Genomic DNA, 13550 nt, shown 5'->3' with positions numbered 1-13550 from the left:
GGATAAGGCTTAATCTAAAAGGAAAGAGTCCAGTACAGTACCGAACTCTTTCATATAATAATATTATTTAATTTTGTCTAAACTTTTGGGTGCAGTCTATAGATTTCGGGATTTTTGTTTTATTACATCGGGCCTTGCTGTTCGTCACCGGTTGTATTAGAATTAATATCCTTTTTTCTCTTAGGTTGTTCTATTTTCTCACCTTGTTTGAATCTATAGGTTAAAGAGATAGAAAACTGTCTTGGCTGCCATTGCATAAAGCTGCTACGGGTATAATCGTTGGTGTAATTAAATACTTCCATCCCTCTTGTATTGAAGATATCCTGAATGTTGAAAGTAATAGTTCCGTCTCCTTTCCAAATGGTTTTGGATGCTCCAAAGTTTAGAGCATACATATCCTTTCTGTCCTGGCTGACTGTCTTTTGACCACCTCTGTAGAAACCTTGCAGCTGTACGCTTAAGGTCTTATCCAGTTTGAACGTTGTATTAAGACGTAATCTTGTAGAGAAACCACTTCCTGTAAAGTTTAATTCTCTTGTCTGTGCTAAACCATCTTTATCTATGGTAGCATAAGAAGTAATTCCTGTCGTTTTGTATCTGAATATATCTGCACTTCCCATAATTTTGAACCATGCAAAAGGATCATAGGTAAAGTTCAGATCCAAACCGATACGATCGTCATTGCCCAGGTTTTCCGGTCTTGTATAGAATACTGTTTTTCTTTCATCCGGTCTGTAGACTAGCATTTTCGTATCATCTGTGGCATGTCTATAATAAAAAGTAGGGTTCAGGGTAAACTTCTTCTTGGTAAGGTTATAGCCTACTTCATAAGAATCTACATACGATGGATTTAAATCGATATTTCCCTCGAAAATATTCTGGTTATTGGTGTAGCTTGAGAAAGGAACCATAAAGAATGATCTTGGTCTGTCTATTCTTCGGGAGTAATTAACCAAGATCTGATTATTCTTAGCGATGTCATAACTTAAGAATACGCTTGGGAATAAATTATTGTAATTCTTGGATTTATCTAATGGCTCCTTCGTAGGGTTCTGGCTGATATAATGGATCTTAACATTAGAAATTTCATCTCTTAATCCTACCTGATAGCCGAAGTTTCCAATCTTACTCCTAAACTGCAGATAGAAAGCATTGAAGATTTCCCGATAGTCTGTATTGTTGTTATAATCTGCAATCAGTGGATTATTAGATGTGGTGCTTACAAAGTTATCATATGTATTGTTGTTGACATCCAATCTGTAACCGGCTTCAATTTTTGAATTTTCGCCTATTGGTAATTCATAATCTGCCTTTCCGATTACCGTTTTACTTACAGAATGTCTTCTTGTAATATCCTGTACAGAAGGAACATGATCTACACTTTCCAGAATGTCTGCATTGTTATTACTTCTGTTTCGTTGTAAACTTAATGATAAGGATAAGTTTTGCCCTTTATCGTTAAATTTATGATCCAAACCTACATCTCCCTGAAAAGCAAGATTATTAAAAACAGTTTTAGAATCCCTTAATGTATAAGGGTTCATAAGCTTCCATGGATCTGAGGTGTCTTTTGTGTATTTGTAAAAAGTGTCATAGGTATTTACCAGATCATTTCCGTCTCCCTCGAAAGTTCTCACCAATCCTGTTAAGTTGATGGACGTTTTTTCAGAAACATCATATACAAAACCGGCACTTGCATTATAGTTTTTATTATATGTCTTACTAGTGGAGTTTTGAAGCTGATGAACAGGAACGGTAGGGATTTTATCTATTTCTTCCTGAGTAGTAGGGATAGGCTTTACATCAGGGAATTTAATATTATGGTAAGTGGTTTCAGCATTATTTTTGGTTTTGTTTTCCGTATAACCACCACCGCCATTTACAAACCAGGTCCAGTTGTTTTTTCTCCAGCTTAAATTGGCATTAAGGGAGGTTCTCGGAAAGTATCCAAGACTTCCCACTACACTACCGTTAAATCCTACTTTTTTGCTTTTTTTAAGAATAATATTTAAGATACCGGAAGTTCCACTAGCTTCAAATTTTGAAGAAGGATTGGTAATGACCTCAATTCTTTCAATCTGGTCAGCCGGAATACTCTGCAATGCATTGGCTCCATCATCAATCCCTAATAGGGAAGAAGGTTTACCGTTGATCAGGAATTTTACATTAGAGCTTCCCCTCATAGAAACGGTTCCATCTGTATCTACTGTAACAGATGGTACATTCGTAAGAACATCCTGAAGACTTCCTCCTTTACTCACAATATCCTGTGATGGATCGTACGTTTTTTTATCCAGTTCTACCTTATAGGGTTTAGCTGCAGATGCTGTAATAACAACTCCTTGGAGCTCCTGTGTTTTTCCGTCTAATGTGGAAGTCGTTGAAGCTTCAATAGATAAAGCACCAATATTTCCGGCTCCGGTAATATTTTTGTTAATAATGCTTTTTTTGTAATCAATAGCTTCTACAGTAATGTCGTAGCTGCCGGGAGCAAGCTGTAATTTATATTGCCCCTTTTCATCGGTCAATACCGCATCACTGAATGATTTGTTGGCTTTGTTACTAAAGGTTACAGAGGCATAAGGCACCGGTTGGTTCTTCTTATTGACAATGATCCCTGAAATGTCGGCCTTCTCCTGAGCAAAAGCCATTGCTGCTGCCGAAAGTACTAACGTAAGTCCTAGTGTTTTTCTGGTGAAAATATTGACAATTTCTGTCTTATTCTTCATAGGTTATTTTTTTGTATAAAATCGTGAAAGGATAACCCTTAATATTTTGAAAATTTATATTAAATTGATTTTCAAAATATTATGATTTATGTATTGTTTTTATCTGTAAAATCCTGGTGCCTGCTAAAAGCTTATTTTATATTCTTTGAATTGAGCCAATCCTGATAAGCTTTTGCATTTACAGCATGTTCTTCCGCACTGGCTGTAAACTTATGATATCCAAATCTTGCGGGATCTGCACACATAAATATATAATTGTTGTTTTCTGCATTCAAAACAGCATCTACTGAGTTCTTATCCACTACGCAGATCGGCCCCGGAGGAATCCCTGCATTGGCATAGGTATTGTATGGAGACGGAGTAGATAGATGTTTATATAATACCCTTTTGATCTGTTCTTTAAAATTTGTCTGCTTATTGATTGCATAGATCACAGTAGGATCAGACTGAAGCTTCATTCCTTTTCTGTATCGGTTTAAATACAAACCGGCAATGGTCTTCATTTCGTCCTTCTTCCCTCCCGATTCTTTGTAAACAATTGATGCAAGTGCATAAATCTGATCTCTTGTAAGTCCGGATTGCTGTTCTTTATTTTTTCTTTCACTGGTCCAGAAATCATTGTACTGGTCATCGAATTTTGCGAAAAATTCTCTTGGGCTTACTGTCCAGAAGAAATTATAAGTATCAATGAAAAAATATTTCTTTAAGTCTTCAATGTTCTTATATCCTTTTTCCTGCGCAACCACATCCAGATCATTCACAAAATGAAGAGAATCCAGTTCTGTTTTTTTGGTAACCTTTCCAATCATCTGGTACATATCTCCAAAATCACCAATTCTGAAAGAATTGGCCGTTTGGTTACCTGCTTTGATCATATTAACAAGGTCTGTGTTTCCTTTCCCACTTTGAATATGATAACGCCCTGCCTTAAAATTAGTAACAAGCCCTTTATCTTTAGCTACCGCTTCGAAAGAACTGCGATCCTTAATATACGGAGCAATAGAATCAAGAATCTGATTAAAGTTTGCCTTATGAGGGATCAAAATATAACCGTCCTTTTCTACGTTATTTCCGAAGTATTTATTATAAAATCTCAAACCAAAAAATCCTGCCACTACAAAAACAAGCAGAATGATAATGAGAATAGCTTTTTTCATTCCTAAATAGTATTGATTAAAAGTTTTTGATTTTAAAGAATATCTACCTTACCTTTAAAAACTTGCTTTGCAGGACCCTCCAGCCAGATGTTGCAGAAAGAATGACCGCTTTTTTCAGCATATACCTTAAGATTTCCTCCCAGGGTTTTAACTTTTACGGAAGTTAGATTGTCTTTTTGAAGAAAAGTTAAAGCAGAAGCTGTAACTCCTGTTCCACAGCTGTAAGTTTCGTCCTCAACACCTCGTTCATAGGTTCTTACAAAGATTTCATGATCTGAAATTTTTTCTACAAAGTTGACATTGATTCCTTTTTCTGTATAATTTTCTGAATTTCGGATGCTGTGTCCCTGGGTATAAACGTCATAATCAGCAAGATTTTCTACATATTTTACATAATGAGGAGAACCGGTATTAAGAACTGCATCATTTCCGTCATGTGAAATTGTATTTACATCAATCATCTTTAATTTAATGATCCCATTGTGAATTTCTGCTTCGTGTTCACCATCTATCGCAATGAATTTGCATTTGTCTTCAAAAACATCAAGAAAAAAGGCAAAAGCTACCAGGCATCTTCCTCCGTTTCCACACATCGTACTTTCTCCACCGTCTGAATTATAATAGACCATTTTAAAATCATAATCAGGATCGTTTTCCAGAAGAATAAGGCCGTCTGCACCTATTCCAAAACGTCTGTCACATAGTTTTTCAATGATATTTTTGTCTTTAGGAAACTGAAGGTCACGGTTATCTACCATTACAAAATCATTTCCCGTTCCCTGATATTTATAAAATTCCATATTGTTTTTTGTCTGAATGAAGAAACAAAATTAGTATATTTAAAATGAAAAACGAACAGTGTTAACTGTTCGTTTCCTTATTTATAATCGTTATTTATAATTGTTCTATCTAAAGCCCCCGCCACTGTTTTGTTCTCTGCTTGAACTGGTGTTTGGAGTACTTTGAGTGCTTGAGTTGTTTCTGAAACCTCCTCCGTTTGAAGATTCAGGTCTAGTGGTATTGGTATTGGTATTTGTATTTGTACTTCCTGAGTTTCTGAATCCGCCTGCGTTCAGGGTTCTGTTTTCAAAACTATTGCTGTTTTGGTTTCTGAATCCACCGTTATTTTGGTTATTCTGATTTCCCTGATTATTCTGATAACCGCTGTTTGAATTTCTGAATCCACCACTGTTGCTGTTATTAGAGTTTCTGTTATATCCTCCATTGTTATAAGATCCGCTGTTGTTATTACGGAAACCGTTATTAGGTCTTTGTGAAGTGACCGTAGGAGTTGTATTTCTTCTTTCTACATACACTTTTCTTCTGGAATTATTATAAGTGTCATAATAGTAAGGCATACCATTATCATAGTAGTAATTGATGTTGTTTCTATAATAATAGCCGTCATTACCATAATATCCGCCATTGCCATAATATCCGGAAGGAGCGTAGTAAGATCCATTGTTATAATATGGATCACCATAACCATTGCTGCCATATCCGTCTGTATAAGCCATACAAGATGTTAAAGTGCTAATAGCAAAGATGCTAACTGCTATTTTTAATAAATTTTTCATAACTTTATTGTACTTTTTTTTCTTTAAAACTTTTTTTCCAATTAAGGTATCCTAAGATAGCCATTATAGTAAATACCAAATATTGAACCGAAGTGATGCCAAGCCCCTTAAAAATCATCATAGGCATACAAATAAAATCTCCAATAATCCAGAAAATCCAGTTCTCAATGCGCTGTTTGGCCATAAACCACATTCCTACTAAAAATATTGAAGTGGTAAAAATATCCAGCCAGTTTGCCCAATCCAGATGATATAATCCAAGATTGGTTCCTTCCATTGAAAAGTGATTGTCAATATAAGGCTTATAATAATAAATAAATGTGACAAGTCCTAAGCTCAGGATAAAAAGGATTCCTGCATAGAACCATTCTTTTTGTGTTGCCCACGTAACGTCCACATGCACATGGTCTTCCGAATTTTTAGCCCACAATATCCAGCCATAGACACTCATCACAGTATAATAAACATTGATCAGGCAATCTCCCAGCAGCCCAAAGTTAAAAAGAATATATACATAGATCAGCGTTGAAATAATGCCTGTAGGATATACCCATATATTTTTCTTAATGGAAAAATATACGCTCAAAATTCCGAAAATGGCACCTGATACTTCAAGCAGAATCTGTAAGGCATCATAGTTTTCATAGGGTTTTACAAAAAGATCATATAAATTCATGCGATCAAAAATAAGCAAAAATATGGACTTTTTAAAATGAATTAAATAATATGTTAATTAGGTTTTTGAGATTTTAATATAAAATAAATGATGAAATTTTAACGATAAACGTGAGGATTCCTAAATTTTTTATATTTTCGTAAATCCTTAATAAATAAAAAAACATGTCGAAAATTTGGGTTAAAAAACCACTAAGTGCCTATGAGGCAGATATGAAGAAAAGTGAGCTGAAGAAAGTCCTTGGAAAATGGAGTTTAACAGCAATAGGAGTAGGTGCTATCATCGGAGGTGGGATCTTTGTTCTTACGGGAACAGGAGCCTATTATCATGCGGGACCAGCACTTGCAATATCCTTTATTATAGCAGGTATTGCCTGTGTTTTTGCAGCATTATGCTACGCGGAGTTCGCCTCCATTATTCCTGTTGAGGGATCTGCATATGCTTATGCATACGGAACAGTAGGTGAAATTTTTGCATGGGCCATGGGATGGTGTCTCATCCTAGAGTATGCCATGGCCAGTATGGCCGTTTCTGTGAGTTGGTCCGGATATTTTAATAAATTTTTGAAGATATTTAATATTCACTTACCGGCTTATCTTACATCGGATCCGTCAAGTTATACAGGGGATGGGTTTTCTATGAACCTGCCTGCATTTATTCTAGTTCTATTGATTACAGCCTTATTGGTAAAAGGAACTAAAGAAGCAGCAGGCGCCAATAACCTGATTGTTTTGATGAAAACTTCAGCTGTTATTTTCGTGATCATTGCAGGGGTTTATATTATTTTTTCCAATACTGATCTTTACAACGCAGTTGATGGAGTTAAAAATTGGAAACCTTTTATTCCTGATCAGATAAAACTTAAAAATTCTGAAGGTGATTTGGTTTCAGCCTATGGTATTAAAGGAATTATTTCAGGGGCTGCAGCTATCTTTTTTGCTTATATTGGTTTTGATGCCGTTTCTACACAGGCAGGAGAGGCTATCAATCCTAAAAAAGATGTGCCTTTTGCTATTATTGTTTCATTATTAGTTTGTACAGCATTATATATTTGTGTGTCTCTTGTTTTGACAGGAATGATGCATTATTCAGACTTTAATCCTGAAGGAAAATATCCTGATGCCATTAAAGCACCAGTAGCTTATGCATTCGAAATTGCAGGGAAACACTGGGCGAGTAATGTAGTAACCATTGCGGCTACTGTAGGATTGATCTCTGTAGTAATGGTAATGATGATGGGACAGTCCAGAATCTTTATTGGAATGGCAAAGGATGGATTGATTCCTCAGTTTTTTGGAGAGCTTCATCCAAAAACAAAAACGCCTTATAAAGGAATTATTTTATTAGGAGTAGTGGTGGCTTTTATCGCTGCATTTACACCGATTTCTACACTGGCAGATATGACTAGCTTCGGAACCCTGTTTGCATTTACATTGGTTTGTATTGCTGTTTGGGTAATGAGAAAGAAAGAACCTAACTTGATCAGACCTTTCAAAGTTCCAGCTTATAAAATCGTTGTGGCATTAGGAGTATTTATTAATATATATTTAATATTTAACTTAAGTGCTCATGCATTGGAACTTTCTGCTGTATGGCTTTTCTTAGGTGGTTTAGTGTATTTCCTTTATGGAAAATCTAACAGTAAACTTAACAATCCTGAAAAATATCAGAAAGATTAAATAATATAAACCGCTTCGGCGGTTTTTTTGTTGCAAATAACCAATCAAAATAATATATGAAAAATATTTTTTCCATTGTATTCCTGTCTGTAGGAATGACTGCATTTTCTCAACAGGTGGAAAGCATTGAAACAATTCTTAACGATAAAATAAGCATCAGAGCTCTTGAATTGTATGACAATAAAGTCTGGTACAGCGGGTCAGATTCCAAATTCGGTTTTGTAGATATTAACGATACCAAAAATCAAAAACAAATCAAACTTTCTGATGAAAAACTTGAATTCAGAACGCTTGCACAGGATAAAACTTCATTCTATGCGATCAATATTGTGAGCCCGGCCCGATTTTTCAAAATTGATAAAAAAGACTTGAAATCACAGATTATTTTTACAGATTCTGCAAAAACAGCATTCTATGATGCTTTACATTTTGTGAATGATAAACTGGCATATACTTTCAGTGATGCGGACAGTGACAATGTATTGAAATTGGCTGTTTATAAAGACGGGAAATGGGGTATGTTTAAGAATGATTTAAAACTAAATGAAGGAGAAGCTGCTTTTGCTGCCAGTAATACCAATATTTCCTCTACCAAAAAGCATGTATGGATTGCAACAGGAGGCAAAGCTTCAAGAATCTTAAGATTGAACCTTAAAAATGAAAAGCTGGAGGTTTTTAAAACCCCTTTTATTCAGGGAGAGTCATCACAGGGAATGTATTCTATTGATTTTAATGATGATCAATTCGGAATTGCAGCAGGAGGTGATTATACAAAACAGAGTGCTAATATCAATAATATTGCAACGACTCACGATGGCGGTGAAACCTGGCAGATTCAGGCTTCAGGACAGAATCCAGGCTATACGACCTGTGTGAAAATAAAGCCGGGATCAAAAGGAAAGGAGATTATTGCGGTAGGAGATCAGCATATTAGCTATTCTTCAGATTTTGGAAAGACCTGGAAGAAAATTTCTGATGAAAAAGGGTTATATGTTGGACAGTGGATTGATGGGAGCAGAGTGGTTTTTGCTGGGAAGGATAGGATTGTGATGATGAAACTGAAGTGATTTTTGATGAAAACAGAAGATGTTTTAAAAATATATGATATAGAATTTATCGTTTCTAAATTAGGAACACCATTTTTTTTAGGAGGTGGGGCCATGGAAGAACTGTTTACTTTTTTAAGGTCACCAATGGATATCAATGATTTACTGGAAATGACAGATCATTATCTGAATGGTAATCCTTTTCCTGTTGATAATGACTGGACGGTTTTTACCTGTACAATAGAAATGACTCCTGAGGGAGTTGTATTTGTGTATCCTGGTATAAAAGATCTGGATAGGGTAGTTCCTTTGAAAGATTTTAAGATTATTGCTACAGCATGGCTTGATTTTCTTGAAAGAGATTCCGGTCAGATTAAGGTTCCTTTATACAAGTAAGATTAGATTTTACAGATAGGAAATCAGGATCAAAAAAATAAATAAAACTGATAGAATTTATCATTATCCCTGTAAGCAGCTCTGTTAGCGTATTTAGACTCATTATAAAATACAACCTAATATAATTCATAGGTTAAAATTCATAACTAATGGTTAATTTTGTAGGATGGATTTTTAATAATGTTAAATTTCCCCACCTTATAAAATTTTATTTTCAAAATGAACTCTTTAATAGATAAGTATAATATTCCCGGACCCCGTTACACCTCTTATCCTACCGTTCCTTATTGGGATGATTCTACATTTTCACCGGAAGGATGGAAGGAAAGCGTAATCAGGTCTTTTCATGAAACCAATGCAGAGGAGGGAATTTCTATTTACATCCATTTGCCTTTCTGTGAGGCATTGTGTACATTCTGCGCATGTCATAAGCGTATTACCAAACAGCACAGCGTTGAAGTTCCTTATCTGGAAAGCGTTTTAAAAGAATGGAAACTTTATCTTGAGCTTTTTAATGAAAAACCAAAGTTAAAAGAACTGCATCTTGGTGGTGGTACTCCTACATTTTTCTCTCCTGAAAACCTGAGAACATTGCTGGAAGGAATCTTTTCCACAGTAGAGATTGCGGAACATCCTGAGTTTTCATTTGAAGGACACCCTAATAATACAACAAAAGAACATCTTCAAACCTTATACGATCTGGGCTTCAGAAGAGTAAGCTTCGGTGTTCAGGATTACGATCCTAAAGTACAGAAAGCGATCAACAGAATCCAGCCTTTTGAGAACGTGAAAAATGTGACCGAATGGGCTAAGGAAATTGGTTATAGAGGAATCAGCCATGATTTAGTATTTGGACTTCCACATCAGAGTTGGGAAGCGATGGAACATACAATCAGAAAAACAATGGAGCTGAAGCCGGACAGACTGGCATTCTATTCCTATGCACATGTTCCATGGGTGAAAGGAGTAGGGCAGAGAGGTTTTGATGAAAATGACCTTCCAAGTGGAGAAGAAAAGCGCCGTCTGTATGAAGATGGTAAAAAACTGCTTCAGGATTTAGGATATATTGAAGTGGGAATGGATCACTTCTCCTTGGAACATGATGATTTATACCAGTCTCTGATCCATAAAAAACTTCACAGAAACTTTATGGGCTATACTTCAAGCAATACCCAGCTGATGGTAGGACTTGGTATGTCTGCTATTTCAGATTCATGGTATGCTTTTGCCCAGAATGTAAAAACAGTGGAAGAATATCAGACGATGGTAGAAGAAGGTAAAATCCCTGTTGTAAAAGGCCATGTTCTGAATGAAGAAGATCTGATAGTGAGAAGACATATTTTAAATCTGATGTGCCAGCTTGAAACTACTTTTACTGCAGACAACTCTTTCCCTGAGCTGGATAACGCTTTAGAAATGCTGAAGGAAATGGAAAATGACGGGTTGGTTGAAATTTCCGGTAAGGAAATTAAGATTACAGAAGCCGGAAGAGCTTTCACCAGAAATGTAGCGATGGTTTTTGACCTCAGGATGATGAGAAATAAGCCGGAGACGAGAATCTTCTCGATGACGATATAGAGAATGAGACATAAAGCTCTAGTCATATTTCTATATATTTATACACTTTCTTTCAGTTTTTTTAAGACGGTAAGATGGCCCAATGAATGGTCTCAGTCGCATTGGCTGATGGACTATAGGTTTGGATTCATCAAGAGGGGCTTTGCTGGTGAGATTTTCGGATTTTTTTTTGAAAAAAATGAGTACCAGATACAGATATTATCTGCAGTGATATTATTTTTACTATATGTGACGATACTCATTACTGCAGTTAAGCATACTCTACAAAATTACAGCATTCATAAGGTTCTTTTTTATGTAGTCTTTTTTCTGTCTCAATATGCCATATTGTCTGCACATCTTATCGGGTATTTGGATCATGTGATTTTTCTGTTGACAATGCTGGCCCTGTTTCTTATTCGGAATAAAAAATATTGGTGGGCATCTTTGCTGTGTACAGTCAGTGTGATGATACACGAAATTACATTCTTTATCATGCTTCCGATTTGCCTTTTTGCTTTATTGGTAAGTGAATGGAAAGGCCATAAGCCGGTCTTTACATCAGCAGTATTGAAAAAAGCAGCTTTTTTTCTCATCATTCCGATGGGAGCTACCTTTTTAATTTCTGTATATCAGGAGTTTTTCGGAAAAGACAATCGTGATCTGATTTTTCAGTATTTAAAATATTCCGGATTGATAAGTGATCGGGTTTCAGGTGTGGTTGCAGATGCCTATACAGAAAGCTTTCTAAATTATCTGAAACAGGAAAGTCCAACATTTTTTTTAAAAATTTACTCTTTCGGAATTCCTGTTAAATTTGGAATTCCAATAGCTTTTATGTTCTTTGTACTCTATAAACAATTCCGAAAAGTGAATCAATATACAATTCTCCTGCTGTATATAATATCACTATTTCCTCTGCTATTGCATGCTATTGCTTGGGATACCTTCAGGATATGGTCATTTTCGTATATGATTCTGTTTCTTGGTTTTGAGATATTGGATACTCAGTTTAAAACGGTGAGACATTTTCAGAAGGTAAACGGATTTGAGATTTTATTTTTTGTGTCAGCTGTACTCACTGTTTCCATTTTTAATAATATGCTTTTTGATCAGGAAATTGAAAGATTTTCAAAGCCTGAAAGATTATGTTTTTTAATTCCTGTCTTTTCTGTAGTATTTTATTTAATGAAAAATGCCCCAATACAGAATATTGAGGCATAAACTTTTATTTAAAAATAAAAATTATTTGATGATCAGTTTCTGACTATATGATTTCATGTCTCCTAGTTTCAGATTGATAAAATAAACTCCTGCCGGAATTCTGGAAATACTAATGCTTTTACCATTGATAACCTGTTTAGATTCCAGTACTTTCCGTCCTTCTGTATTGATGATCTCCAGTGTTAAATTCTTCTCCCTGATGCCATGAACGAAAATCTCTTCAGTGGCTGGGTTAGGATAAATGCTGATTTTGTCTAAACTGTTATTTTCCTGAGTAGCTAAAGTTCCTGTTGTAATTTTAAAGATCTTTCCACTGGTGACTGCTGCCACATACAATTCCTTTTGTGAATCCTGACCGAAGGAGGAGAAGCCGTTTCCGCTGTAAGCAGAGGTCCATATGATCGAATTATCAGTACTCAGAATGCCTATTTGATCGGAACAATAGTCTGCAAAGAAATATTTTCCCTGAAGTGAAGGATATTGAGAACCTGCATAAACGTAGCCTCCGGTGATAGAGCATTTTCCATCAGAATGATCATAGATGGCAACAGGGAATGTCATAGAAGACTGAGCAGCACATCCTGCAGTATTATAGGCTGTATTTCCTTCATAGCAACGCCATCCGTAATTGATTCCGGCCTGTGTGACGGGCATTCTGTTGATTTCTTCAATTGCTCCCTGGCCTACATCTGCAATCATAGTATTTCCTGCATTGAGATCAAATGAAAATTTCCAGGCATTCCGAAGTCCGTAAGCCCACACTTCATCTGCTCCGTCAACGCCAGCCCCGGCAAAAGGATTGTCAGGAGGAATATTGTATGGAACCGGATCTGTGGCATTCACATCTATTCTCAACATTTTTCCGAGAAGTGAGTTTTTGTTTTGTGCATTGTTGTTAGGATCGCCACCACTTCCACCATCTCCTGTTACAATCCAGAGTTTTCCGTCAGGGGCAAAATGAATGCTTCCACCATTATGGTTAGCGAATGGCTTTGGAATGTTCAGAAGGATTTTCTCAGAGCTGGGATCTGCTGCATTGGAATTGGTGGTACTTACTTTGTACCTGGCAACGATAATATTTCCCGCAGTGTTGTTATAATACACAAAAAAATACCCATTAGTTGGGTATTGAGGATGGAAGGCGAGCCCTAAAAGCCCTCTTTCTCCTCCATAAAGAATTTTTGAGGTAATATCCAGAAAATTGGTGGTATTAATGGAGCCATTAGGCTGGATAATCTTTATTATACCATTCTGCTGAACAACGAATAACCTACTGTCATTGGCATTCGTAATCTCGACCGGACTGGTTAATCCGGTGGCAAATTCTTCCAAATTAATGCTTTGAGCATTAACGATTAAGGAAGAAACAATACTTAGGCTAAAAAGTAAATTTCTCATAATATTTTGATAGTTAGTGCGTTGAAAGATGAATGAAAATTTTATACCAATTAAATTTTGAAAACTTCATTAAGATACCACGAAATAATTGTTAAATCTTAAATAGAAATC

11 protein-coding genes are annotated in these 13550 nt (G+C 35.9%); 5 read left to right on the top strand and 6 right to left on the bottom strand.

Annotation, left to right across the window (positions count from 1 at the left end):
• Positions 1-122: 122 nt before the first annotated feature.
• The 5 genes from DRF65_RS19060 to pnuC form a co-directional block, all read right to left on the bottom strand.
• Positions 123-2729, bottom strand: a complete 2607-nt coding sequence (locus DRF65_RS19060; protein WP_115972333.1) for a TonB-dependent receptor domain-containing protein — start codon at positions 2727-2729, stop codon at positions 123-125.
• A gap of 131 nt (positions 2730-2860) precedes the next feature.
• On the bottom strand, positions 2861-3886 hold the full coding sequence (mltG, locus tag DRF65_RS19055) for an endolytic transglycosylase MltG (RefSeq protein ID WP_115972332.1): 1026 nt from the start codon (positions 3884-3886) through the stop codon (positions 2861-2863).
• A gap of 32 nt (positions 3887-3918) precedes the next feature.
• Positions 3919-4686: a diaminopimelate epimerase gene (gene dapF / locus DRF65_RS19050; protein ID WP_115972331.1), complete on the bottom strand. Its 768-nt coding sequence runs from the start codon at positions 4684-4686 to the stop codon at positions 3919-3921.
• Positions 4687-4791: 105 nt separating this feature from the next.
• Positions 4792-5463 (bottom strand): hypothetical protein, encoded by a 672-nt coding sequence (locus tag DRF65_RS19045; protein WP_115972330.1) that lies wholly within the window; start codon positions 5461-5463, stop codon positions 4792-4794.
• Between the two features lie 4 nt (positions 5464-5467).
• Complete coding sequence (pnuC, locus tag DRF65_RS19040; RefSeq protein ID WP_115972329.1) at positions 5468-6139, bottom strand: nicotinamide riboside transporter PnuC; 672 nt, start codon at positions 6137-6139, stop codon at positions 5468-5470.
• 164 nt (positions 6140-6303) lie between these two features.
• Between pnuC and DRF65_RS19035 the strand changes: the two genes are divergently transcribed.
• The 5 genes from DRF65_RS19035 to DRF65_RS19015 all read left to right on the top strand — a co-directional run bounded on the left by DRF65_RS19035 (position 6304) and on the right by DRF65_RS19015 (position 12041).
• Positions 6304-7818, top strand: a complete 1515-nt coding sequence (locus DRF65_RS19035) for an amino acid permease (RefSeq protein WP_115972328.1) — start codon at positions 6304-6306, stop codon at positions 7816-7818.
• Positions 7819-7874: 56 nt separating this feature from the next.
• Positions 7875-8885 (top strand): WD40/YVTN/BNR-like repeat-containing protein, encoded by a 1011-nt coding sequence (locus tag DRF65_RS19030; protein WP_115972327.1) that lies wholly within the window; start codon positions 7875-7877, stop codon positions 8883-8885.
• Positions 8886-8891: 6 nt separating this feature from the next.
• Positions 8892-9260: a hypothetical protein gene (locus DRF65_RS19025; protein ID WP_115972326.1), complete on the top strand. Its 369-nt coding sequence runs from the start codon at positions 8892-8894 to the stop codon at positions 9258-9260.
• Between the two features lie 219 nt (positions 9261-9479).
• Positions 9480-10838, top strand: a complete 1359-nt coding sequence (hemN, locus tag DRF65_RS19020; protein WP_115972325.1) for an oxygen-independent coproporphyrinogen III oxidase — start codon at positions 9480-9482, stop codon at positions 10836-10838.
• Between the two features lie 3 nt (positions 10839-10841).
• Positions 10842-12041, top strand: coding sequence for a hypothetical protein (locus DRF65_RS19015; RefSeq protein ID WP_115972324.1), 1200 nt, complete (start codon positions 10842-10844; stop codon positions 12039-12041).
• A gap of 21 nt (positions 12042-12062) precedes the next feature.
• Here DRF65_RS19015 and DRF65_RS19010 read toward each other — a convergent pair whose 3' ends face one another.
• On the bottom strand, positions 12063-13439 hold the full coding sequence (locus DRF65_RS19010; RefSeq protein WP_115972323.1) for a PQQ-dependent sugar dehydrogenase: 1377 nt from the start codon (positions 13437-13439) through the stop codon (positions 12063-12065).
• Positions 13440-13550 lie beyond the last annotated feature (111 nt).

It is taken from the genome of Chryseobacterium pennae, from assembly GCF_003385515.1.
GTDB lineage: Bacteria > Bacteroidota > Bacteroidia > Flavobacteriales > Weeksellaceae > Chryseobacterium > Chryseobacterium pennae.
Note: the sequence above shows the minus strand (reverse complement) of the source record. Positions and strands in the feature narration are given on the sequence as shown.

Excerpts from the sequence above, each read along its gene's own strand:
- dapF (WP_115972331.1), bottom strand. The coding sequence starts at position 4,686 with ATGGAATTTTATAAATATCAGGGAACGGGAAATGATTTTGTAATGGTA.
- DRF65_RS19010 (WP_115972323.1), bottom strand. The coding sequence starts at position 13,439 with ATGAGAAATTTACTTTTTAGCCTAAGTATTGTTTCTTCCTTAATCGTT.
- DRF65_RS19035 (WP_115972328.1), top strand. The coding sequence starts at position 6,304 with ATGTCGAAAATTTGGGTTAAAAAACCACTAAGTGCCTATGAGGCAGAT.
- hemN (WP_115972325.1), top strand. The coding sequence starts at position 9,480 with ATGAACTCTTTAATAGATAAGTATAATATTCCCGGACCCCGTTACACC.
- DRF65_RS19060 (WP_115972333.1), bottom strand. The coding sequence starts at position 2,729 with ATGAAGAATAAGACAGAAATTGTCAATATTTTCACCAGAAAAACACTA.
- DRF65_RS19025 (WP_115972326.1), top strand. The coding sequence starts at position 8,892 with ATGAAAACAGAAGATGTTTTAAAAATATATGATATAGAATTTATCGTT.
- pnuC (WP_115972329.1), bottom strand. The coding sequence starts at position 6,139 with ATGAATTTATATGATCTTTTTGTAAAACCCTATGAAAACTATGATGCC.
- DRF65_RS19030 (WP_115972327.1), top strand. The coding sequence starts at position 7,875 with ATGAAAAATATTTTTTCCATTGTATTCCTGTCTGTAGGAATGACTGCA.
- mltG (WP_115972332.1), bottom strand. The coding sequence starts at position 3,886 with ATGAAAAAAGCTATTCTCATTATCATTCTGCTTGTTTTTGTAGTGGCA.
- DRF65_RS19015 (WP_115972324.1), top strand. The coding sequence starts at position 10,842 with ATGAGACATAAAGCTCTAGTCATATTTCTATATATTTATACACTTTCT.
- DRF65_RS19045 (WP_115972330.1), bottom strand. The coding sequence starts at position 5,463 with ATGAAAAATTTATTAAAAATAGCAGTTAGCATCTTTGCTATTAGCACT.